Source organism: Streptomyces sp. NPDC048462 (genome assembly GCF_043200175.1).
Taxonomy (GTDB): domain Bacteria; phylum Actinomycetota; class Actinomycetes; order Streptomycetales; family Streptomycetaceae; genus Streptomyces.
In genome coordinates this window covers 15,273-39,849 of sequence record NZ_JBICXG010000023.1, presented here as the reverse complement: position 1 = coordinate 39,849, position 24,577 = coordinate 15,273, and the positions used below count along the sequence as shown (strand labels likewise).

Annotated in this window: 7 protein-coding genes; 6 read left to right on the top strand and 1 reads right to left on the bottom strand. The window is 72.4% G+C overall.

Annotated features, from left to right (window positions below; all coding sequences use genetic code 11):
* Positions 1-31 precede the first annotated feature (31 nt).
* The 5 genes from ACGFU6_RS29995 (at position 32) to ACGFU6_RS29975 (ending at position 15,258) form a co-directional block, all read left to right on the top strand.
* Complete coding sequence (locus tag ACGFU6_RS29995) at positions 32-9,454, top strand: amino acid adenylation domain-containing protein (RefSeq protein ID WP_393615420.1); 9,423 nt, start codon at positions 32-34, stop codon at positions 9,452-9,454.
* Positions 9,444-11,120 (top strand): phytoene desaturase family protein, encoded by a 1,677-nt coding sequence (locus ACGFU6_RS29990; RefSeq protein WP_393615419.1) that lies wholly within the window; start codon positions 9,444-9,446, stop codon positions 11,118-11,120. Before ACGFU6_RS29995 ends, ACGFU6_RS29990 begins: the two co-directional genes overlap by 11 nt.
* A gap of 59 nt (positions 11,121-11,179) precedes the next feature.
* Positions 11,180-12,877, top strand: a complete 1,698-nt coding sequence (locus tag ACGFU6_RS29985; protein ID WP_393615418.1) for a phytoene desaturase family protein — start codon at positions 11,180-11,182, stop codon at positions 12,875-12,877.
* Positions 12,874-13,929 carry an MDR family NADP-dependent oxidoreductase gene (locus ACGFU6_RS29980; protein ID WP_393615417.1) on the top strand — a complete coding sequence of 352 codons (1,056 nt, stop codon included), beginning with the start codon at positions 12,874-12,876 and terminating at the stop codon, positions 13,927-13,929. Before ACGFU6_RS29985 ends, ACGFU6_RS29980 begins: the two co-directional genes overlap by 4 nt.
* A gap of 144 nt (positions 13,930-14,073) precedes the next feature.
* Positions 14,074-15,258 carry a cytochrome P450 gene (locus ACGFU6_RS29975; protein ID WP_393615508.1) on the top strand — a complete coding sequence of 395 codons (1,185 nt, stop codon included), beginning with the start codon at positions 14,074-14,076 and terminating at the stop codon, positions 15,256-15,258.
* 5 nt (positions 15,259-15,263) lie between these two features.
* On the opposite strand, the gene ACGFU6_RS29970 is transcribed toward ACGFU6_RS29975, so the two are convergent.
* Positions 15,264-16,187 (bottom strand): hypothetical protein, encoded by a 924-nt coding sequence (locus tag ACGFU6_RS29970; RefSeq protein WP_393615416.1) that lies wholly within the window; start codon positions 16,185-16,187, stop codon positions 15,264-15,266.
* A 234-nt stretch (positions 16,188-16,421) separates the two neighbouring features.
* Between ACGFU6_RS29970 and ACGFU6_RS29965 the strand changes: the two genes are divergently transcribed.
* A complete protein-coding gene (locus ACGFU6_RS29965; protein ID WP_393615414.1) occupies positions 16,422-24,572 on the top strand; it encodes a type I polyketide synthase in 8,151 nt (2,716 codons plus the stop codon).
* Positions 24,573-24,577: the final 5 nt, after the last annotated feature.

Sequence of the window (24,577 nt, the reverse complement as noted above, 5' to 3'; positions counted from 1 at the left end):
AGCGTGACCACCTGATGAGGAGTGTGCGAACTTGGCTGACGCGATCACTGATGCTTCAACGGGCAAAGTGGCGATCATCGGTATCGGCTGCCGCTTCCCCGGCGAGGCATCGGACCACCGGACCTTCTGGCAGAACCTGCTGGACGGCAGGGACTGCGTCATCCCGACACCCGCGGACCGCTACGACGTCACCACACTCAGGAGCGGACACCGGGACAAGCCCGGCCGCCTCGTGGGCGGCAGGGGCGGATACATCGAGGGCTTCGACGAGTTCGAACCGTCCTTCTTCGGCATCAGCCCGCGCGAGGCCGACCACATGGACCCCCAGCAGCGCAAGCTCCTGGAGGTGGCCTGGGAAGCCCTGGAGGACGGCGGCCAGCGGCCCGCAGACCTGGCGGGCAGTGACACGGCCGTCTATGTGGGCGCGTTCACGCTCGACTACAAGATCCTGCAGTTCGCGGATCTGGGCTTCGGGACACTCGCCGCCCACACCGCCACCGGCACGATGATGACGATGGTGTCGAACCGGATCTCGCACTCCTTCGACTTCCGCGGCCCCAGCCTCTCGGTCGACACCGCGTGCAGCTCTTCCCTGGTCGCCGTCCACCTGGCGTGCCAGAGCCTGAACAGAAGAGAGAGCGGACTCGCCCTCGCGGGCGGCGTGCTGCTGCACATGGCGCCGCAGTACACCATCGCGGAGACGAAGGGCGGATTCCTGTCGCCGGGCGGTCACTCCCGCACCTTCGACGCCTCGGCCGACGGGTACGTCCGCGCGGAGGGCGTCGGCCTCGTCGCGCTCAAGCGGCTGGAGGACGCGCTGCGGGACGGGGACCCGATCCACGCGGTGATCGCCGGCAGCGGGGTCAACCAGGACGGCCGGACCAACGGCATAACGGTTCCCAACGGCGAGGCCCAGGTCTCACTCGTGCGCCGGGTCTGCGCCGAAGCCGGCATCACCCCCGGGGATCTGCAGTACATGGAGGCGCACGGCACCTCGACCCCCGTGGGCGACCCGATCGAGGCCAACGCCCTGTCCCGGGCACTCGCCATCGGACGCGCCCCGGGAGCCGCCTGCTTCGTCGGCTCGGTGAAGGCCAACATCGGGCACACGGAGTCCGCTGCCGGGATCGCCGGACTGATCAAGACCGCCCTCGCCCTCAAGCACCGCCTGATCCCGCCCCACATCAACCTCGAAAGGATCAACCCCGCCATCGACCGCGGTTCCTCCCCGTACGACATCCCGGCCAGGGTGACGGACTGGCCCGAGCACGAGGGACCCGCACGGGCCGGAGTGAACGCCTTCGGTTTCGGCGGGACCAACGCGCACGCGGTCCTGGAGGAGGCACCCGCGCACACGGCGCGCGCCGAGAGCCACCGGCGCCCCAGGACGTCACCGTCCGTCGTCCGGCCGCCGGAGCGCACCTGGAGCATTCTGCCCCTGACCACACGTCACCCGGACGCCCTCCCGCAGCTGGCGCGGGGGATCAGCCGCGAGCTCGCCGGAGGCCACGGCCCCGCCGTCGCACTCGACGACCTCGGCCACACGCTCGCCCACCGGCGCCAGCACCTCGAGTCGCGGCTCTCCGTCGTCTACTCCTCCAAGGAGTCCCTGGAGGAGGCGCTGGAGACATACCTGCGGGGCGAACCGCATCCCCGGGTGGCCCAGGGGCGGCAACTGGACGCCCCCGACCGGCGCCTGGTCTGGGTGTTCACCGGCATGGGCCCGCAGTGGTGGGCCATGGGCCGGGGCCTGCTGGCGAGCGAGCCGGTGTTCCGGGACGCGGTCACCGCGTGCGACCGGGAGATCCGGAAGATCGCCGGGTGGTCCCTGATGGACGAGATGGCCGCCGACGAGAGCCGGTCGCGGATGGCGGAGACCTGGCTCGCACAGCCCGCCAACTTCGCCGTACAGATCGGCCTCGCGGCCCTGTGGCGCTCGTACGGCATCCACCCGGACGCCGTGGTCGGGCACAGCACCGGCGAGATCGCGGCCTTCTACGAGGCGGGCGTCTACTCCCTGGAGGACGCGGTCAGGATCGCCGTCCACCGCAGCCGGCTCCAGCACACCCTTTCCGGGACGGGCACCATGCTCGCCGTCGGACTGCCCGAGGCCGAGGCCGACCGCCGGGTGCGCCCCTACGGGGACCGGATCTCCGTGGCCGCCGTCAACAGCCCCGGCTCGGTCACCCTGGCCGGGGACGGGACGGCGCTGGCAGCGCTGGCCGACGAACTGCGCACCGAGCAGGTCTTCACCAAGTTCCTCGCGGTGGAGGTACCTTACCACAGCGCCGCGATGGACCGGATCAAGGACGAACTCCTCACCGCGCTCGCCGGCATCGAGCCCCGTCCCGCCACGGTCCCGGTTCACCTCACCGGCCAGGAGGGTGTCGCGGAGCACGTCGAGCTCGATGCCGCCTACTGGTGGAAGAACGTCCGCGACCGGGTGCGCTTCCACGCCGCCGTGGACCGGCTGGCCGACGACGGCCACCGGCTGTTCCTCGAAATCGGCCCCCACCCGGTCCTCGGGCATGCCATCCGCGAATGCCTGGAGGCAAAGGGCCGCACCGGCGTCTCGGTGCCCTCGGTGCGCCGCGCGGAGGACGAACCCGAGCGCTTCGCCCTCTCCCTGGCGACGCTGCACAACCTCGGGCTCGACATCGCGTGGGACGAACTCCAGCCCGCAGGGCGGACGGTCCCGCTGCCCCGCTACCCCTGGCGCCGCGACCGCCACTGGACGGAGCCCGAATCCGTCGCACAGGTCCGCCTCGGTCTGCTCGACCATCCCCTGCTGGGCCGCCGCACGGACCACACCGACCCGACCTGGCAGGCCCGGCTGGACACCGAGAGGCTGCCGTACCTCGCCGATCACCGCATTCAGGAATCCGTGGTCTTCCCCGCGGCCGGCTACCTGGAGATGGCCGCACAGGCCGTACGGGAGCTGACCGGGGGCACGGACGTCGGACTGTCCGACATCGATCTGCGCAAGGCGCTCTTCCTGGCCGAGGACGAGGCCCGCACGGTCCACCTCTCCGTTTCGCTGGAGGACGGCGCCTTCGTCGTCGCGTCGGCAGCGGCGGGGCCCGAGGCGGACCGGGTGGTGCACGCGAGCGGAGTGGTCCGCACCGCGCAGCGCCGCTCGGCGGGGCCGCCGCTGCACGCCGGCCCGATCAGGGAACGCTGCCCGCGCCGGCTGGACAACCAGGAGTGCTACACGGCGCTGGCCGCGCTGGGCTACCAGTACGGCCCCGCCTTCCGGGCCATCGAGGAGGTCTGGATCGGCACGGACGAGGTGCTGGCGCGGATCGCTCCGCCCGCAGCTATCGGAGGCGGAGCGGCGGACCACCATATCCACCCGGTCCTGCTGGACGCCTGCTTCCAGGCCCTGCTGACGCCGCAGCTCCTGGCCGGGACGACACCGCCGCCGGGCACCGGCATCCGGTTACCCCTGTCGCTCGACGAGATGAGCGTGTCACCCGTCGGTGACCAGCCCCTTTGGGTGCACGGCACGGTGCGCCGCCAGGATGGCGACGCACTGGTCGGTGACCTCGCGCTGTACGCCGAGGACGGGACGGCGCTGGGCCGCATGCGGGGGTTCCGCGCGGCCGACGTGGAGAAGGCCTCGGGGGCCGTCTCCCGGAGCACCGTCGACTCCTGGCTCGCGGAACCCGTCTGGACCGACCGTCCCTGGGCGGCGGCCTCCGGGGCGGTCGCCCAGGGGCCCGGCCCGGACGAGCCGCAGGACTGGCTGGTCCTGGCGGACAACGGGGGAGTGGGGGACGCCTTCGCGGAACTGGTGACCGCGCGGGGCGATCGCTGCCGCACGGTACGGCTGGACGACTTCGACGACCGGCCCGCAGGCGCCGGCGAATTACCCGGTGCACCGGACTGCGGCGCGAGGCTGGAACAGCTCTTCGCCGGACTGGACCGCGACGGCGCGGCCTTCCGAGGCACGGTCGTGCATCTGTGGAACCTGGATCTGCCCGGCATCGCCGACTCCGAGCGCCAGGATCTGGCACGGGCCGCGGACACCGGGGCCTACTCCCTGGTCGCGCTCGCGCGGATCCTGCTGGCCCGGCAGACCGGCGGACGGCTGCACGTGGTCACCCGCGGCGCCCAGCCCGTGTCACCGGGGGAGGCGCCCGAACCGCTCGGCGCGCCCGCCTGGGGCGTCACGCGCGTGCTCCGGCACCAGGAGCTGGCCGGCCACCGGGGCAAGCTGGTCGACCTCGACCCCGATCGGGAACCCGGCGCGCCCGGCGTCCGGGCGGAGGCCGAAGCGCTGCTGCGCGAGTTCCTCAGCGACGACGAGGAGGAAATCGGACTGCGCGGCGACCGCCGGGCGACCAGCCGCATCCGGCCCGCCGACGGTCTGACGAGGCCACTGCCGCTGCGCCTGCGGGGGGACGGAAGCTATCTCGTCACCGGGGCCTTCGGGGCACTCGGACGGCTGCTGTGCCGGACGCTGGTCAAGCGCGGAGCCCGCCGTCTCATCCTGATGAGCCGGACACCCGTACCCGCGCGCGACACATGGCGGGAGACCGACCCGGCGACGGCGCAGGGCAAGGCCGTGGCGCTCCTGCGGGAGCTGGAGGCCGCAGGAGCGCAGACGGTCCTGGCACCGGTCGACGTGACCGACGAACAGGCCCTGACCGGTTGGCTCGACGAGCACCGGCGGGGCGGGGCGCCGCCCGTGCGCGGCGTGTTCCACCTGGCAGGACAGGTGCGGGACAGGCTCGTCGCCGACATGGACCGCGCCACGTTCGACGCGGTCCTCGACCCGAAGGCCGTCGGCGCCTACCTGCTGGACAAGCACCTGCGGGACGAGCCGCTCGAACACTTCGTGCTCTTCGCCTCGATCGCCTCGCTGCTGACGACCGCGGGCCAGACCAACTATGCGGCGGGCAACGCCTTCCTGGACGCGCTGGCCCATCGGCGCCGTGCGCACGGCCTGCCGGCACTGAGCCTCGACTGGGGCCCCTGGGCCACGGGCATGATCGAGGAACTGGGCCTGGTCGACCACTACCTCCACAGCCGGGGCATGAGCTCGCTGTCCCCGGAAGCCGGGATGAGCGTCCTGGAACGCGTCATCGGACAGGACCGGGCACAGCTGCTCGTCGCCACGGTCGTCGACTGGCAGACCTTCCTGGCCTGGTACGACTCACCGCCTCCGCTGGTCACCGAACTGGCCGAGGCCGCCCAGGAACACGCCGCGGATGAGGGCGGCGGATTCCTCGACGCCTTCCGCGACGCCGGGGAGGCGGAGCGCCGCCGCTTGGTCATCGACCGGTTCACGGCGCTCACCGCCACGGTCCTGCGCACCGCCGCGCACGAGATCGACCCCGCCGCCGGGCTCACCGGACTGGGGCTCGACTCGCTCCTCGCGATGGAGCTCCGCGCCAGGACGCAGGCCGATCTCGGTATCGCCCTGCCGGTCGTCGCCCTGCTCAGCGGCGCCTCCGTCGGGGAGCTGGCCGCGCGGCTGTACGACGGCCTGGCCGAACGGGTCGCGGCCGGCGGTGCCGGGGAGAGCGGCGGGAGCGACATCGAGGTGTTCACCGACGAGCTGAACCACCCCCTGACCCAGAACCAGAAAGCCCTCTGGTTCCTCAAGCAGCTCAACCCCGACGGCTACGCGTACAACATCGGCGGCGCCGTCGAGGTGCGCGCCGAACTCGAACCGGAGCTGATGTTCGAGGCGGTGCGCAGGCTCGTCGCGCGCCATCCGGCGCTGCGCGCCAACTTCCATCTGGAGGACGGGCTGCCGGTGCAGCGCACGACCTCCGGCACCGAGCCCGACCTGGGCCTGTTCGACGTCCAGGGCCAGGGCTGGGAGGACATCCGGCGCACCATCATCCGCGAGTACCGCAAGCCGTACGACCTCGAACACGACCGGCTGGTGCGGTTCCGGCTCTTCAAGCGCGGGCCGTGCCGCTGGGTCATCATGAAGGCCGTCCACCACATCGTCTCGGACGCGATCTCGACGTTCACCTTCATCGAGGAACTGCTCGCCGTGTACGAGGCGCTGAAGCAGGGCCGCGAACCCTCCCTCCAGCCGGTGGGCGCCCGGTACCTGGACTTCCTCAATCAGCAGAACCGGTTCCTGGCAGGGCCCGAGGCCGGCGGAATGCTCGAGTACTGGCGCTCCCACCTGCCCGCCGAGGTCCCGCTCCTGGACCTGCCGGTGGACCGGCCCCGTCCCGCGGTGCAGACGCACAACGGCGCCTCCGAGTTCTTCGTACTCGACGCCGATCTGAGTGCCCGGGTGCACGCGCTGGCCCAGGAGCACGGCGTGACGCCGTTCATGGTGCTGCTCAGCGCCTACTACATCCTGCTGCACCGCTACTCCGGCCAGGACCACGTCGTCGTCGGAAGCCCGGTGACCGGCCGCACCCACCAGGAGTTCGCCTCGGTCTACGGCTACTTCGTCAACCCGCTGCCGCTGCACGCCGACCTGTCGGCGGGCCCCACGGTCGCGGAGCTGCTGGAGCAGGTCCGCAGAACGGTCCTCAACGGCCTGGACAACCAGGAGTACCCGTTCGTCCTGCTGGTCGACGAACTGGGCCTCCAGCACGACCCCAGCCGCTCGGCCGTGTTCCAGGCGATGTTCATCCTGCTCACCCACAAGGTGGCCACCGAGCAGTACGGCTACCGGCTGGAGTACATCGAACTCCCCGAAGAGGAAGGACAGTTCGACGTCACCCTGTCGGTCTACGAGGACGAGGCGGAGGGCCGCTTCCACTGCGTCCTCAAGTACAACACCGACCTCTTCCTGCCCCGGACCGTCCGCCGCATGGCCGCGCACTACGTCCAGCTGCTCGACAGCATGACGCGAGCGGCCGCGGAACTGCCCACCCCGAGGCTGGAGATGCTCGGCTCCCAGGAGCGCGAGCAGCTGGTCACCGAATGGAGCGGCGCCTCCCGGCTGCCCGCCGCCGGACGGGAACCGGGCCCGGACCGGGCCGTCCACCAGCTGGTCGCAGACATCGCCGCCGCCCACCCCGAGGCCGTCGCCGTCTCCGTGCCCGCCCTGCGGGGCGCCACGGAACACCTCACGTACGGCGAGCTCGACCGCAGGGCCGACGCCAGGGCCCGGCGGCTGCGCGAGCTGGGTGTGACGGAGGGCTCCGTCGTGGCCCTGTGCCTCGACAAGTCACCGGAACTGGTCGTCACCCTCCTCGCCGTACTCAGGGCGGGCGGCGCCTATCTGCCGGTCCACCCCGACCAGCCCGCCGACCGCGTCGCCCATGTACTGGGCATCGCGCAGGCCACCCTCGTCGTCGTCGACGACACGCGCACCGCGTGGGCCCAGGGTCTGCCCGCCACCGTGCTGACCCCGGCGGAGCTGCGCCCGACGGAGTCCGGGGGGCCCGTCCCGCAGGGGGCCACCGACCTCGACTCGCCCGCCTACGTCATCAACACCTCGGGATCCACCGGCCGGCCCAAGGCAGTACGGGTCAGCCACCGCAGCCTCGCCTCGGCGTACGCGGCGTGGGCCCAGGAATACCGGCTGACGGACGGGGCGCGCGTCCATCTCCAGATGGCCGAGCCCTCGTTCGACGTGTTCACCGGCGACCTGGTCCGCGCCCTGTGCTCGGGCGGCCGGCTGGTGCTGGCCGACCGGGACCTGATCTTCGACACATCCCGGCTGTACCGCACGATGCGGACGGAACGGGTCGACTGCGCGGAGTTCGTCCCCGCCGTCGTGCGGGGCCTGATGGACCACTGCGAGCGAACCGGCGAACGGCTCGACTTCATGAACCTCCTGGTGGTCGGCTCCGATGCCTGGAAGGTGGCGGAGTACGAGCGGCTGCGCGGTCTGTGCGGTCCCGGGACCAGGGTGATCAACTCCTACGGCGTCACCGAGGCCACCATCGACAGCGCCTTCTTCGAGGGGCCCGCCGACGGGCTCGAGCCCGGTCTCATGGTGCCGATCGGCCGCCCCCTGGCGAACAGCACACTCCATGTCCTGGACGACCACGGCGAACCCGTCCCGCCCGGCGTGCCCGGCGAACTGTGGATCGGCGGCGAGGGCGTCGCGACCGGGTACGCCGGGGACCCGGAGCAGACGGCGCGACGCTTCGTGACGCGGAACCTGAGCCGCGAGCCGGGCGCCGAACCGGTACGGCTTTACCGGACGGGCGACCTGGCGCGCTGGGACACACACGGCCGGATGCACCTGCTCGGACGCAGCGACCACCAGGTCAAACTGCGCGGCCACCGGATCGAGGTCGCGGAGATCGAGGCACATCTGGCGAGCTGGCCCGGCCTCGCCCGCGCGGTGGTGGCCGTCCGCCCCGACGCCGCGGGAGACGCGACCCTCTGCGCCTACTGCGTCCCGGAGCCCGGGGCGACGCTCGACCGGCGGGCCGTGCGCCGCCATCTCGCCGGATCGGTCCCGGCGTTCATGGTGCCCTCCCACGTCGTCGAGCTTGCGCGGCTGCCGCTCACCGCACACGGAAAGGTCGATGTCGCAGCGCTGCCGCTGCCGGCCGGTGCGGACCGGCAGGAGTCCTACGAGGCACCGGTGACCCTCTACGAGATCAGTATGGCCCGGCACTGGGAAGCGCTGCTCGGGATGGAACGGGCCGGGCTCGGGGACGACTTCTTCGAATCCGGCGGCAGCTCGATCAAGCTGATCGAGCTCCTGCACCATCTGCGCACGGAGTTCGGCATCGGCGTCCCCGTCAGCCGCCTCTACCAGGCCACGACCCTGCACGGCATGGCCGCGGCCGTGGCGGACCTCGTCAACAACACGACCTCCGAGGAGCTGCCGTACCTGACCTTCAACCCCGGGCCCGGACAGCCCGTCTTCTGCTTCCCCCCGGCGGGTGGCCACGCGCTCGTCTACCGAGGCTTCGCGGCGCAGCTCGACCCCTACCCGATCGTCGCGTTCAACTACGTGCCCGGTGACGACAAGGTCGCCCGCTACGCGGACCTGGTGGAGTCCGTCGGGCCCGACGGCCCCTGCCGGCTGCTCGGATACTCGCTCGGCGGCAACCTGGCCTTCGAAGTGGCCAAGGAGCTCGAATCACGCGGACGCGAGGTCTCCCACGTCGTGGTGCTGGACTCCCGCCGCATCCTGGAGACGTACGAGCCGGGCGAGGACGGCGTGCGGATCTTCGAGGCGGAGCTGGGCCGGCACCTGTACCAGCACACCGGCTCCGAGATCGTCGCCAAGACCGTCCTGGAGCACGCGGCCGAGTACGTGGGCTTCTGCGGCAGGACCCCCAACACCGGGACGGTGGCGGCCTCGGTCGGCGTCGTGACCGACGAGGAGAAGGCGGGTCTCTACGCCGTCGGCGCCCCCGGCACCTGGCACGGCAGTTCCACCCGCGCCACGCACGTCCTGCGGGGCTCCGGGACCCACGCCGACATGCTCGACCCCAAACACCTCCCGCGCAACGCCGCCCTGGTACGCGCCCTTCTCACGGGGGACGCCGACCATGCCGGATGAGGACGACTGGGAGAGCCCGCACCGCACGCCCGGCAGCGCCCCCCGCGTCATCGTCATCGGCGCGGGTGTGGCAGGGCTGTCCACCGGCTGCTACGCGCAGATGAGCGGGATGCGGACCCGCATCTTCGAGAAACACGTGCTGCCCGGCGGATGCTGCACGGCCTGGTCCCGCGACGGCTACCTCTTCGACTACTGCATCGAATGGCTGATCGGCACCGCCGCGGGCAACGACGCCAACCAGGTCTGGCGCGAGCTGGGCGCGCTCGACGGCAAGACGGTCAGGAACTTCGACCTGTTCAACAAGGTCGTCGACGACGACGGCAGGTCCGTGACCTTCTGGAACGATCCGGCCCGCCTGGAGGCGCACCTGCTGCGCGTCTCGCCCCCCGACGCACGGCTCATCCGCTCCTTCTGCCGCGACCTGCGCAGGTTCACGGAGATCGAGCTCTACCCGTTCCTGACCGCGCCCGCCCTGCGGACCGTACGGGAGAGGGCGGCGACGCTGCGCACCGTACTGCCGGCGTTCCGCCTCTTCTGGCGCACCGCCGCCACCCCGATGCACCGGTTCGCGGACCGGTTCGAGGACCCGCTGCTGCGCAGAGCCTTCCGGAACATCTTCTTCCAGGACCCGGAGGGCTTCCCGCTGCTCCCGTACCTGTTCAACATGGCCAGCGCCTACCACGGCAACGCGGGCTTCCCGCAGGGCGGTTCACTCGGCCTCGCCCGGTCGGTCGAGGAGCGCTACACCGGACTCGGCGGGACGGTGACCTACCGCGCCCGCACCGAGAGGGTGCTGGTGGACCACGACCGGGCCGTCGGAATCGAGCTCCGCAACGGCAGGAGGTACTACGCCGACCACGTCGTGTCGGCCTGCGACGGGCACACCACGGTCTACGACCTGCTGGGGGGCAGATACACCGGAGCCAGGATCGACAAGCTCTACACCGAACTCCTGGAACGTCCCGGAACGCTGTTCCCCGCCGTGGTCTCCGCGTTCGTCGGCGTCCACGGCGACCTCCCCACCGGGGACGCCCACAGCACCACGTACCTGCTCCCGCCCGAGGAGGCCGCGGAACTGCCCGGCGCGCTCCAGAGCAGCCTGGTCGTTCAGCTGCGCTCGCGCTACTCGGACGGCTTCGCACCGCCCGGGAAGTCGGTGGTCCACTGCACCTACTTCAGCGACTACGCCTACTGGAAGGCGCTGCGCCAGAGCGATCGCAAGGCCTACTGGGCTCAGAAGCGCAAGGTGGCCGACTTCGTACGGCGGTTCCTGGGCCGGCTCTGGCCGGGCACGGCCGAGCGGATCGACCTGGTGGACGTGGCCTCACCGGCGACGACCCGGCGCTACACCGGGAACCACAACGGCTCGATCCTGGCCTGGAAGGCGTTCTCCGACGCCGACGACGTCTCCGCCGGCCTGGTCGGCAAGGACCGGATGCGGCTGCCCGGACTCAGCGGGTTCTCCATGGCCGGCCAGTGGGTCGGCATGGGCGGCCTGATCCGTGCCGCCTCCACCGGCCGCTTCGCCACCCAGTACCTGTGCGAGGAGCTGGGCCTCCCGTTCAAGGCCTGGGAGAGCGGCGGCACCGACCCCTGGCACCCGGACAGGCTGGGCACGCTTCCCCAGCTCGACCGGTGGTCAGCCAGGGAGGGAACGGGCTCGTGAACACGGACAGGACAGTGACGAACAGGCCTTCGGCGCGGGCGCCGCACGACAGACAGACCATGATCATCATTGGTGCGGGGCTCGGCGGCCTCTCCACCGGCTGCTACGCGCAGATGAACGGCTACCGCTCCCAGGTTCTGGAGATGCACGAGATCCCGGGAGGCTGCTGCACCGCCTGGGAACGCGGCGACTTCACGCTCGACGCCTGCGTCAGCTGGATGCTCGGCAGCGGCCCCGGCAACGAGATGCACCAGATCTGGCTGGAGCTCGGCGCGCTGCAGGGCAAGGAGGTACGTCACTTCGACGTGTTCAACATCGTGCGGGGCCAGGACGGCAGAGCGGTCTACTTCTACTCCGACCCGGACCGGCTGCAGGACCACCTCACCGACCTCTCGCCCGCCGACGCGAAACAGATCAGGGACTTCTGCCGCCGGCTGCGTTCCTTCCGCAAGGCGCTCGCCGTCTACCCGTTCCTCAAACCGGTGGGACTGATGGGGCGGGTGGAGCGATGGCGCATGCTGGCGTCGTTCGTCCCGTACTTCAACGCCGTCCGCAAGTCGATCTCGGTGCTGATGTCGGAGTACTCGGCCAGGTTCAAGGACCCGCTCCTGAGAGAGGCGTTCAACTTCGTCCTGTACGAGAAGCACCCGGCCTTCCCCGTACTGCCGACCCACTTCCAGCTCGCCTCGCACGCCAACCTCTCGGCCGGCGTTCCCGAGGGCGGATCGCTCGGCCTGGCCGAGTCGATCGAGCAGCGCTACCGGCGGCTCGGCGGCCGGGTCACGTACAACACCAAGGTCGAGGAGGTGATCGTCGAGGACGACCGGGCGGTCGGCGTACGCCTCAGCGACGGCCGGGAGCTGCGCGCGGACATCGTCGTGTCCGCCTGCGACGGGCCCACCACCATGATGAAACTACTGGGAGGCCGCTATCTGAACGACGCCTACCGGCGGCTCTACACCGAAACCCTCAATGAACCGGGCATGGTGTTTCCCGGCTACTTCACCCTCTTCCTGGGCCTCAAACGGCCCTTCCCCGAGGGCGATCCGTGCACCACCTACCTGCTGGACGAGGCGCAGGCGGCCGAGCTGACCGGCATCCGCCACCGCAGCATCAACGTCCAGTTCCGCAGCCGCCACTACCCCGAGCTCTCGCCGGCCGGCACGAGCGTCGTCTACGCCACCTACTTCTGTGACATCGCCCCCTGGCGAGCCCTGGACGAAGGGCCGGAGCAGGTCACCCGGAGCCGGGGCGGCCAGGAGCTCCACACGCTCCCCGTGCGCCACGGCCGCGGCTACTACGCGGCCAAACGGCGGGCACGCACGGCGCTCGTGAAGTTCCTGGAGGAGCGGTACCCCGGCATCGGGGACGCCATCGCCGTACGCGACGTGTCCAGCCCGCTCACCCAGGTCAGATACACGGGCAACCACGACGGGACCGTCCTCGGATGGCAGCCGTTCGTGGAGAGCGGCGAAACCCTGGAGGAACTCGTCAAGAAGCACGGCCCCGGACTTCCGGGCCTGGAGAACTTCTACCTGTCCGGCGTGTGGGCGACGACGGGCGGACTGATCCGCGCGGCGGCGGCGGGCCGGCACGTCATGCAGTTCGTCTGCCGTGACGACGGACGGGCGTTCACGGCGTCCCTCGACGAGCACGGGCCGCCGCCGACCCACCTCGTCATTCCGGTCGGAGCGCGCCCCGAGCGCCCCGCCGCGACCGTCCTCGTCCCCACCGGTGCGGAACAGGAGCAGAAGTGAAGATCAAGGAGTGGGTCGTCCGCGAACACGTCGAGGGCACCCCCGACGTCGACCGGATCTACGAGAAGATCGTCCGCGACATCGACGTGGACCTCGCACCCGACGAGATGCTCCTCAAGACGCTGTACGTCTCGGTCGACCCCTACCTCCAGGGCATCGCGCTGGACACCCCGCTGGGCCGGCACATGGGCGCCGACTCGATCATGGAAGTGCTGGACGCGGGCCCGCGGGCCGCGCACCGGCCGGGAGATCTCGTGCAGGGCTTCGGCGGCTGGCGTTCCCACCTGGTCAGCGCCGGCGTGGAATCCCTGTGGCAGACGGGTACCTTCCCGATGGTGTTCCCCGCCTTCCGCCGCCTCGACCCGAGCTGGTACGACGACACGCTGCCCCTGGCGACGGCACTGAGCGCGATGGGCGGGCCGGGCATGACCGCCTGGGGCACGCTCGCGACCTTCCTCGACGCGGGACCGGGAGACACCCTGGTGATCAGCGGCGCGTCGGGCGCGGTGGGGACCCTGGTCGGCCAGCTGGCCCGGCTCGCAGGGGCCCGTGTGGTCGGCACGACGTCGAGCCCGCAGAAGGCGCGGTACCTGTCGGGGCTGGGGTTCGACGAGGTCGTCGTCTACCGGCAGGGCGACAGCGCCGACAGCGTGCGCGACGCGCTCGCCCGCGCGGCTCCCGACGGCGTGGACCGCTACTTCGACAACCTCGGCGGAGCCGTCACCGACGTGGTCTTCTCCATGCTCAACGTCGGCAGCCAGGTGGCGGTGTGCTGGCAGTGGGCGACCCAGGTCGGCCAGGACGCGGTGGGCCCCCGGCTCCTTCCGTACATCATGTTCCCGCGGGCCACCGTGCGCGGGATCTTCTCCCTGGAGTGGTTCACCGACGAGAACTGGCAGGCGCTCCACGCCGAGCTGGGCGGCAGGGTCCGGCGGGGTGAGGTGGTCTGTGACCACACCCTCCACCACGGCTTCGACCGCATCCCCGCGGCCTACGGGAGCCTCTACCACGACCGGGGGGCCAACCAGGGCAAGGTGCTGGTCGAGTTGTGACGCCCTAAGCGGGCCCCTCCGCGTCTTCCCGGCCCGGCCCTCCGCCGGCCCTCCGCACCCGTACCGCCAGGAGGTAACTTGTCCACCGCAGTCGGCACCGGCAACAGCGCCGGTCCCCAACCGCTGTTGGCCCCGCTCCACCGCATGGAGTTCGCCGCCCCGGGCCCGCCACGGCTCACCGAGCTCACGGACGGCTCACCGGCCTGGCTCGTCAGCCGGTACCCCGATGTCAGGCAGGTGCTCAGCGACAGCCGGTTCGGCCGCGCCGAGCTGTACGCGGCGGACGGGCCGTCCGTCACGCAGACGCCTGGGCTGGTCAACGACCCGGACCTGATGTTCAACCAGGACGGCCCCGAGCACCTGCGGCTGCGCCGCACGCTGCGCCGCGCCTTCACCCCGAGGGCCGTCGCCCGGTGGCAGCCCTGGATCGCGGCGATCGTGGAGCAGCTGCTGGACGGGCTGGACCGGCGCGAAGGCCCGGTGGACATCGTCGCGGAGTTCACGATGCCGTTGCCGGTGGCCGTGATCAGCCGGCTGATGGGGCTCGACGACTCCGCGCGTGAGCGGATGCGGCACTGGAGCGATCACGCCTTCACGGACGGCTCCCGCTGCGGCGACGAGGTGGGCGCCGCCATGGCGGAGTTCTCCGAGTTCGGCGCACAGCTCCTCAGGGCACGGCGGCGCGAGCCCGGGGACGATCTGGTGAGTGGCCTGGTCCGGGCCGCCGACGAGGAGGGAGGCATCCCCGAGGCGCAACTGGTCAGCCTCGTCTGCGGGCTGGTGGTCGGCGGACACGACAGCACGATGACCATGCTCGGCAACTCGCTCCTCTACCTGCTCACCGAGAGGGCGCAGGCCTGGCCGCTCCTCGCGGTCGCGGGGGAGGAGTCCGGCGCGGTGGCCGACCGGCTGCTCCACCTGATCCCCCTGGGCGACGACCGAGGAAGCACCCGCCGCGCGACCGAGGGCGTCGACGTCGGGGGCGTGCTGATCCCGGCCGGAGCGGTGGTCCTGGCGGACTGCGGCATGGCCAACCGCGACCCCGCCGTCTTCCCGCCGAGCACGGCGGACGACCTGTTCGCACCCCTGGAGGCCCCCACCCTGTCCTTCGGCGCCGGACCGCACTACTGCCTGGGCGCGTGGCTGGCCCGGACGGAACTCCAGCTGGCCCTGCACCGCCTGGCGGCCAGGTTCCCCGGGCTCCGGCTCGCGCAGCCGCCGGACTCCGTCAACTGGCGGGTGGGGACCACCTCACGCAGCCCTGAGAGTCTTCTGGTGACCTGGCCACGGACGGAGCCGGCCCAGCTGCCGCCCACCCCAGGTGCGTGAGCCGCTCAGGAAGCGCGAACCAGGCTGTTGACCGGGTACGAGAGGGTGTCCCGGGCGGGACGGGAGAGATGGGCGGCGGTGTGGAAATGGCCGTCCGTCTCCTTCCCCCGGGGGTCCTCGCCGGTCGCGGTCACCGCCTCGACGGCGAAGTGCCGCTCCTTCGGGCCGGTGAAGCGTCGCTGTACGAAGGTGTGGGGGACGGCCTTCTCCGTGACCAGCCCGAACGACTCAAGACACTCCGCGATGGGCCGGTAGGAGCCGGTACGCAGCACCAGCGAGGCCACCCAGACCGGGGCCTCGGCCGACTCCAGAAGTGGCCGGAAGGTGCGCGACGACAGGAAGCTGGCGCCGCCCGTGACGGTGATCAGACGGACGCGCCGGGCCGCCCGCAGCAGGGCGGCGGAGGGCGGCGCGAGTTCCAGGTTCTCCCCGAAGGCCTCGTCCAGCAGGCCCACCTCGCGTGCGTAGGCGACGGCGTTGGACGCCGCGTCGAGCCCGAACACGGGGACCGCGTCCGGGCGGCGCCTGGACCGGTAGAACTCGCGGTCCCAGGAAGCCAGTTCCACGGTGGTCATCGCCGAGGCCCTGGGTGAGGTGTAGTGGTCGTACAGCTCATCCAGCGTCAGATCGTGGTTCAGCAGGGCCGCGTTGATGCCGTAGGAGCAGCAGATGTCCAGGACCGCCCCGGCCCCTGCCGCGCACACGCCGGTCGCGATCAGCCGGCGGTGGATCTGCTGTGCATGGTGCGGGGTCCGGTAGCCCAGCGGCCGGAAGGCGCCGAAGAAGGCCCGGGGATCGGGCCGGTCGTAGATCTCGTCGAAGGGCGTCATCACCTCCTGGGCCCCGGCCGCCGCCACCTCGTCGACCGCCTCGGCTCCCGCCCGCTTCTCGTGATCGCTGTCCGCTCCGTCCGATGCCCTGACCGTCACACGCGCTCCCCGTCCGCCCGCCCCGCCCGTATTCGTCCGGTCAGCATCGGTCCGAACCACGAGAAACGGAACAGGCACCGAGCGGCCACGGACGGGAACGAGCCAACCGCTCCACAGGCAGGGTCTCCGCGACCCGCCAACACGCCCGGTTCGAAAATGTGACGGGCCCAACCGCCTGCCGATCCATACTCGCGTCAACGTCAACTGCCTCTCGAAGAGGATGTGTTCGTCCCGGTGACATCACGCTCAGACCGGATCCGGCCACTGCCCGAGCTGCTCAAGGAGCATGCGCGCGGCATCGGCTCCAAGGTCGCGTTCCAAGACTCCCGGTCCCGGGTGACCTACGAGGAGCTGGAGTCGCGGACCGGCCGGCTGGCCGGCCATCTGGCCGGACTGGGGCTGCTGCACGGCGAGCGGGCGGCGATCCTCCTCGGCAATCGCGTCGAGGCCGTGGAGAGCGTTCTGGCCGTCACCAGAGCGGGCGCGGTGGGTGTGCCGATGGACGCGCGCAGCACCCCGGCCGAGCTCGCCCACATGCTGGACGACAGCGGAGCGAAGGTCGTCATCACCGACCGGCCCCATCTGGGCCCGCTGCGCCAACTCCTGCCGGAGCGACCCCAGCTGAGCGTGGTACTCATCCATGCGGGCGGTGGCGACGCCGCGGTCGGCACGGCCGGCACGCTCTCCTACGAGGACCTGGCCGCCGGCGAACCCCCCGTCCCCGCTCCGGACGACCTCGGGCCCGACGAGGCGGCATGGCTGCTCTACACCTCCGGCTCGACCGGTGCGCCCAAGGGCGTGCTGTCCACGCAGCGCAACCGCCTGTCCAACGTGGCCTCCGGCCTCGTCGACGTCCTCGGCCTGTCCCGGGACGACCGGCTGCTCTGGCCGCTGCCCCTCCACCACGCCATGGGCCAGATCCTCTGCGTCATCGGGGTGACGGCGACGGGCGCCTCCGCCGTGATCCTGCCGAGGTTCTCCGTGACCGACGTGCTGGGTGAACTGCGCCGGACGAAGAACCCGTTCACCTTGCTGGCCGGTGTGCCGACGACGTACGGCAAGCTCATGGACGCCGCAGGCGGCGAAGGGTTGCGGGCTCCCGCGCTCCGGGGCTGCGTCAGCGGAGGCGTGGCGGCGGCGCCCGACTTCGGGCGCGCCTTCGAGGAGGCCTGCGGGGTCCCGTTCATCGAGCACTACGGGAGCACCGAGGCGGGGCCCGTCACCATGCCGGTCCCGGGCGCCGCCCGGCCGGCCGGCTCGTGCGGCCGGGTCCTGCCGGGCACCCGGGCACGCCTCGGAGACGGAACCAGCGGAACCGACGGCAGCGCGAGCGGCGGTGCAGCCCCGGGCGAGGGCGAGTTGTGGGTCTCTGGGCCCGGCGTCATGGCCGGGTACCACGGCCGGCCCGACGACACCGCCGACGTCCTGCGTGACGGGTGGTACCGCACCGGCGACCTCGCCCGCATCGATGACGACGGCCAAGTCACCATCACGGGCCGGGTCAGCGAACTGATCATCCGCGCCGGCGAGAACGTCCACCCCTCGGAGGTGGAGGCGTTACTCCTGTCGCTGCCTGAGGTCAAGGACGCCGCGGTGACAGGCCGCCCCGACGACGTACTCGGTGAGGTACCGGTCGCCTACCTCGTGCCGCAGACACCAGGCACCCTCGACAGACGAGCGGTCCTGGCCGCCTGCCGCGAGCACCTGTCACCGTTCAAGGTCCCCGCCGCCTTCCACGAGGTGGCCGCAATCCCGCGTACCGCTTCGGGGAAGCCCAAGAGGTACGCCCCCGCCGACCTTCCGGCGAGGCCGCCGGAGGCCGGCACCGCCTCGCCCGCGGTGACGGGATCGCTGGATCTGCCGGCTCTGGTGCGGGGTGAGGTCGCCGCCGTACTGGGCTGCGCCGTCGAAGAGGTGGAGCCGGGCACCGCGTTCCGCGACCTGGGCCTCGACTCGCTGACGTCGACCGCGCTGGCCGGCCGCCTCTCTGCGGCGACCGGCCTCTCGCTGTCCGAGGCCGCCGCCTTCGACTTCCCCACCACGGCGGAGATGACAGCCCACCTGCGGGCACGGCTCACCGGCGAACCGGCCGGCGCCGCGACCACCCGCGCACACGGGACCGGCACGGACGACGACCCCGTGGTGATCGTCGGGATGGCGTGCCGCTTCCCGGGCGGCGTGGAGTCCCCGCAGGACCTGTGGCGGCTCGTCGACGACGGGGTCGACGCCATCACACCGTTCCCCACCGACCGGGGATGGGACATCGAGGGGCTGTTCGACCCCGATCCCGGGCGGGCCGGCCGGACGTACGTGCGCGAGGGCGGATTCCTGTCCGGGGTGGACCGCTTCGACCCGGCGTTCTTCGGCATCTCGCCCCGCGAGGCGCTGGCCATGGACCCCCAGCACCGGCTGCTGCTCGAAGTCGCCTGGGAGGCCTTCGAGCATGCCGGAATCGATCCCGGCACCGTGCGCGGGACGCCCACCGGTGTGTACGCCGGGCTCATGTACAGCGACTACGCCGACCGGTTCGCCCGCACACCCGAGCAGGTGGAGGGCCACCTCGGAATCGGGAACGCGGGCAGCGTCGCCTCCGGCCGCATCGCCTACACCCTCGGCCTGGAAGGGCCGGCGATCACCGTGGACACGGCGTGCTCGTCGTCGTTGGTGGCCCTGCACCTGGCAGCCCAGGCACTGCGCAGGGGCGAGTGCTCACTCGCCCTGGCGGGCGGCGTCACCATCATGTCCGGGCCCAACTCCTTCGTGGAGTTCAGCAGACAGCGCGCGCTGGCCGCGGACGGCCGCTGCAAGGCGTTCGCCGCGTCGGCGGACGGCACCGGATGGGCCGAGGGCGCCGGAATGCTGCTGCTGACACGGCTGTCCGAGGCGCGACGTGCCGGCTACCGGGTACTGGCCGTGGTTCGTGGCTCCGCGGTGAACCAGGACGGTGCGAGCAACGGCCTGACCGCACCGCACGGACCGGCCCAGCAACGGGTGATCCGCCAGGCCCTGGCCGACGCGCGGCTGGAGCCCGCCGAGATCGACGCGGTGGAGGCACACGGCACCGGCACCCGGCTGGGCGACGTCATCGAGGCGCAGGCCTTCCTCGCCACCTACGGGCAGGCTGGGGCGCGGGAGAACCCGCTGTGGCTGGGCTCGGTCAAGTCGAACCTCGGGCACACCCAGGCCGCGGCGGGCATGGCCGCCGTGATGAAGATGGTCAAGGCGATGGAGTACGGCGTGCTGCCCCGCACACTGCACGCCGACGAGCCGACGCCTCGGGTGGACTGGGCCTCGGGAGCGGTGTCGCTGCTCACCCGGCCGGTGCCGTGGCCCCGGACCGGCCGCCCCAGGCGGGCGGGCGTGTCGTCCTTCGGGATCAGCGGGACCAACGCCCACGTGGTCCTCGAACAGCCGCCCGAAGCGGACCGCGGCGCCCCGGACAACAGCACCCCGGCCGTGCGGGACAGCCCGCCCGTGCCGGTACCGCTGTCATCGAGGAGCGCCGACGGACTCCGGGCGCAGGCCCGGCGGCTGCACGACGAAGTGAGCGCCCGCCCCGGCACGAGCCTGCTGGACTTCGGGTTCTCCCAGGCCACGACCCGCGCCGCCTTCGAGCACCGCGCGGTGGCGGTGGCCGCCGACCGGGCCGGGCTGCTCGCCGCCCTCGGCGCGGTCGCCGAAGGACGGCAGCGGCCGGACGTGAGCAGCAGCGGCCCCCGCGCGGCAGGCCCGGTCGTCTTCCTCTTCACCGGTCAGGGCAGCCAGCGCGCCGGGATGGGCCGGGAACTCTACGAGACCCATCCCGCCTACGCCCGCTCCTTCGACGAGACCTGCGCCCTGCTGGATCCGCTGCTTCCCGTGCCGCTGCGGGAGGTGGTGTTCGCGGGCGCCGGGGGGCCGGAGGGAGAAGAGCTCCTGCACACGACGCGGTACGCGCAACCCGCTCTGTTCGCCCTGGAAGTGGCCCTGTTCCGGCTGCTGGAGTCCTGGGGCGTACGCCCCGACCTCGTGGCGGGGCACTCCGTCGGAGAGCTGACGGCCGCACACGCCGCCGGGGTGCTCTCCCTCTCCGACGCCTGCACGCTGGTGGCGGCACGGGGCCGTCTGATGGACGAACTCCCCACGGGCGGGGCGATGGCCGCCGTACAGGCCGACGAGAACGAGATCGCCGCCTTCCTCACCGGCCGGGAGCGGGAGATGTCCATCGCGGCCCTGAACGGCCGCTCGGTGGTCCTCTCCGGCGACGAGCCCGCGGTGCTGGAGGCGATGGCGCACTGGCGCGGGCAGGGCCGTGACACCACGCGGCTAAGGGTGAGCCACGCCTTCCACTCCGCCCGTATGGAACCCATGCTGGACGACTTCGCCGCGGTGGCCCGGGGGATCACCTACTCCCCGCCGGTGGTCCCCCTGGTGACGGCCGTGACCGACCGGCCCGCCACGGACGCGGAACTGCGCTCGCCCGGCCACTGGGTCGACCACGTACGCCGCCCGGTCCGGTTCGCGGACTCGGTCCGGTTCCTGCGGGAGCGCGGCGCCACCCACTACGTGGAGCTCGGCCCGGACGGCGTGCTCTCGGGCATGGTGCGCGACTGCCTCTCCGACGGCACCCACGCCCCTGCTCGGACGACGGACGCCGCCGTGCCCGAGCCGCTGGTCGTCCCGACGCTGCGCGGGCGCCGGCCGGAGCCCGAAGCGCTGCTCACCACCGTCGCCGCACTGCACGCCCACGGGGTGGGCATCGACTGGCACGCCGTCTTCGCCGGAAGCGGCGCACGCCGTACGGAACTGCCGAGGTACGCTTTCCAGCGCGGGCGGTACTGGCTGGAGGCCGACCGGCCGGAAGCCATGGCGGAGCCGGATACCGCGACCCACCCGTTCCTGCGGTCCGCCACCTCGACGGCGGACGACGGCGGCCTGCTGTTGAGCGGCCCGCTCTCCCTGAGCGATCACCCCTGGCTGGCCGGCCACATGGTGCTGGGCGCCGTGCTGCTCCCCGCGACGGCGTTCGTCGACATGGCGGTCCACGCGGGGGACCGGGTGGGAACCCCGGTAGTGGAGGAACTCACCCTGACGGCGGCCCTGTCGCTGCCCCGGGACGCGACGGTCGAGCTGCAGGTGAAGGTGGCGCGTCCGGACGAACGCGGCCGGCGGGCCGTGGTCTTCCACGCCCGGCCGCACACTCCCGGATACGACGCACCCTGGCACCACCACGCCTCCGGGACCCTCGCGCCCCAGGAACTGCCGGAGCCCGACCCCGCACCCGGCCCGTGGCCGCCCGCGGGCGCCGTCCCGCTGCCGCTCGACGCCGGCCCCGGCGAAGGCTTCTACGACCGGCTCGCCCACGGCGGGCTCCACTACGGCCCCGCCTTCCAGGGCCTGCGGGCCGCCTGGCGGCTGGGCGACGACTTCCTCGCCGAGGTCGCGCTCCCGCCCGGCGAACACGGCGACGCCGGCCGGTTCACACTGCATCCGGCCCTGCTGGACTCGGCGCTGCACACCATGACGCTCGGGCAGGCCGAGCCGGAGGACGGCGGGGTGTCACTGCCGTTCGCCTGGAGCGGTGTGCGGCTCCACGCGTCCGGGGCGCGCCGGCTGCGGGTGCGGGTCTCCCCGACGGCGGAGAACGGGGCGCGGCTCGAGCTGACCGACGGGTCCGGAGCCCCGGTGGCCACGGTGCGGTCGCTGGTCCTGCGTCCCGTTCCCCGCGAGCAGCTGAACGCGGTCCGGGCGCACGACGACTGCCTGTTCCGCCTGGACTGGACGCGCCTGGCCGGCTCCACCGCCTCGTTCACGGCGCCGGGTACGTGGGGCCTCCTCGGCGAGCCCGGCCCCCGACTGCGCGACATCCTCCTCAGGTCGGGTGTCCGGGCGAAGGCGTACGCGGACCCCGCGTCGGCGGGCGCCGACGCACCGGCCGTCGTCGTCGCCTGTCCGCCGCTCACCGCTGCGGACGGCGCGGACCGCGCGTCGGCCGCACACCGCACCGCCGGATGGGCACTGCGGCTGGTGCAGGACTGGCTCGCCGAGGAACGCCTGGCCGACTCCCGCCTGGTCATCCTGACTTCGGGCGCCGTCGTCACCGGGGCGGAGCCGGACGACCGCACCGCGAGGGGCGACACCGCCCTCGTCTGCGCGCCGGTATGGGGTCTGCTCCGCTCGGCCCAGACGGAGAACCCCGGCCGTTTCGCACTGGTCGACACCGACGACAGCCCCGCGTCCGAACCATCCCTGGCGCTGGCCCTGGCGGGCCCGGAACCACAGACGGCCGTGCGGGACGCAATCGCGTACGCACCCAGTCTGGTACGAGCCTCCCGCACGGCGACCGACGAAGAACCGCCACGCCGGCTGGATCCCGAGGGGACCGTCCTGATCACCGGGGGAGCAGGCTCCCTCGGCGCCTCCTTCGCCCGCCACCTCGTGACCGGGCACGGCGTACGCCACCTGCTGCTCGCCGGCCGGCGCGGCGCCGACGCGCCCGGCACCGCCGAACTGAGCGCGGAACTGACCGAGCTGGGCGCCGAGGTGACGGTGGCCGCGTGCGACGTCGCCGACCGCACCGCGCTCGCCGCACTCCTCGCGGAGGTGCCGGACAAGCACCCGCTGACCGGCGTGGTGCACACCGCGGGCGTGCTCGACGACGGCGTGATCGCGGCGCTCACACCGGAGCGCCTGGACCGCGTGCTGAGGCCGAAGGTGGACGCGGCGCTCGCCCTGCACGAGCTGACCCGTGACTGCGAACTGGCGGTCTTCGCCCTGTTCTCGTCGGTGGCGGGGGTGTTCGGATCCGGTGGCCAGGGCAACTACGCGGCGGCGAACTCGTTCCTGGACGCTCTGGCACAGCACCGCAGGAGCACCGGCCTGCCCGCTACCTCCCTCGTCTGGGGGCCCTGGCAGCAGAGCGGCGGCATGACCGCCGAACTGCGAAGCGCTGACCTGCGCCGGATGGCCCGGTCAGGCCTCGTCCCGCTGCGGACCGAGGAGGGCCTCGCGCTCTTCGACACGGCCGTCGGGAGCCGGGACGCGGTCCTGGTAGCCGCCCGCCTGAACCCGGAGGCGAGCGCCCCGCCCGGGGCACCGCTCTCCCGCATGCCGGGGCAGGGGCCCGTCCGCCGGGCGCTCTCGGAACCCGAGGGCGGTGCATCCCTGCCGCAACGGCTGGCCGCCGCGCCCGCCGGCGAACACGGCGCACTGCTCCTGTCGGCAGTACGCGAGGAAGCCGCCGCGGCTCTCGGCTACACCGAGGGCGGATCCGCGGTCGACGCGGACCGGCCACTGGCCGAGCTGGGCCTCGACTCACTGGCCGCGGTCGAACTGCGCAACCGCCTCGCCAAGGTGACCGGCCTCGCCCTGCCGGTCACGCTCCTGTTCGACCACCCCACACCGGGTGCGGTCGCCGCCCACCTGGCGGAACAGTTCTCCAGGAACGCCCCGGACACCCTCACCACCACGCCCGTGACACCGGCCGGAGCGACGGACGCAGCCCCGGAAGGGGGCGCGGCGACCGGCGGTTCCGCCGCCGACTCGCTGTCCGCCCTCTTCCGTACGGCGTGCGCCCGCGGCAAGGCTTGGGACGGCATGGCACTCCTGACCATCGCCTCCGGCTTCCGCGAGGCCTTCGACAGCGCGGAAGCCCTCGGCGCCCCGCCCGCAGCCGTCACCGTCGCCACCGGATCCGCCCTTCCCCGGCTGCTCTGCTTCCCGGCACTCAGCGCCCTCTCGGGCCCGCACGAGTACGCCCGCTTCGGGCTGACCCTCCAGGGCCTGCGGCCTGCCGAGGTGCTGCCGAATCCGGGATTCCTGCCGGACGAGCCCCTGCCCGCCACACTGGACGCCTTCGTGTCGGCGCAGGCAGCCGCCGTCCTCGCCTGCTCGCACGGCGAGCCGTTCGTACTGCTGGGGCGTTCGGCCGGGGGCTGGGTGGCGCACGCCGTCGCCGAGCGCCTGGAGGCCACGGGGGCGGGCCCGTCCGCCGTCGTCCTGATCGACACCTTCCCCGGCGACAGCGTCGGCGGAGGCGGCGACGGGCCCGCGCTCTCCGCGATGACCGTCGCAATGCTCGACAGAGCCGCCCAGTTCGCCTCGGCCGAATCCGTCCGGCTCACGGCGATGGCCGGCTACCTGGAACGGTTCTCCGGCTGGGAACCCGCGGAGCTGTCGGCTCCCACGCTCTTCGTCCGCGCCCGGGACCCGCTGCCCGGGATCGAGGCGGCGGGCACCTGGAGCCTGCCGCACTCGGAAGTCACCGTGCCGGGCGACCACTTCACCATGCTGGAGGAGCACGCCGGTACGACCGCTCTCGCCGTCCACGCGTGGCTGTCCACCCGTCGAGACAACCCGCGGGGTGTGGCCCCGGCCGGGCCCCCGGTGTCGGAGCGCGACTCGTAGGAGTA

Excerpts from the sequence above, each read along its gene's own strand:
- ACGFU6_RS29990 (WP_393615419.1), top strand. The coding sequence starts at position 9,444 with ATGCCGGATGAGGACGACTGGGAGAGCCCGCACCGCACGCCCGGCAGC.
- ACGFU6_RS29985 (WP_393615418.1), top strand. The coding sequence starts at position 11,180 with ATGATCATCATTGGTGCGGGGCTCGGCGGCCTCTCCACCGGCTGCTAC.
- ACGFU6_RS29975 (WP_393615508.1), top strand. The coding sequence starts at position 14,074 with ATGGAGTTCGCCGCCCCGGGCCCGCCACGGCTCACCGAGCTCACGGAC.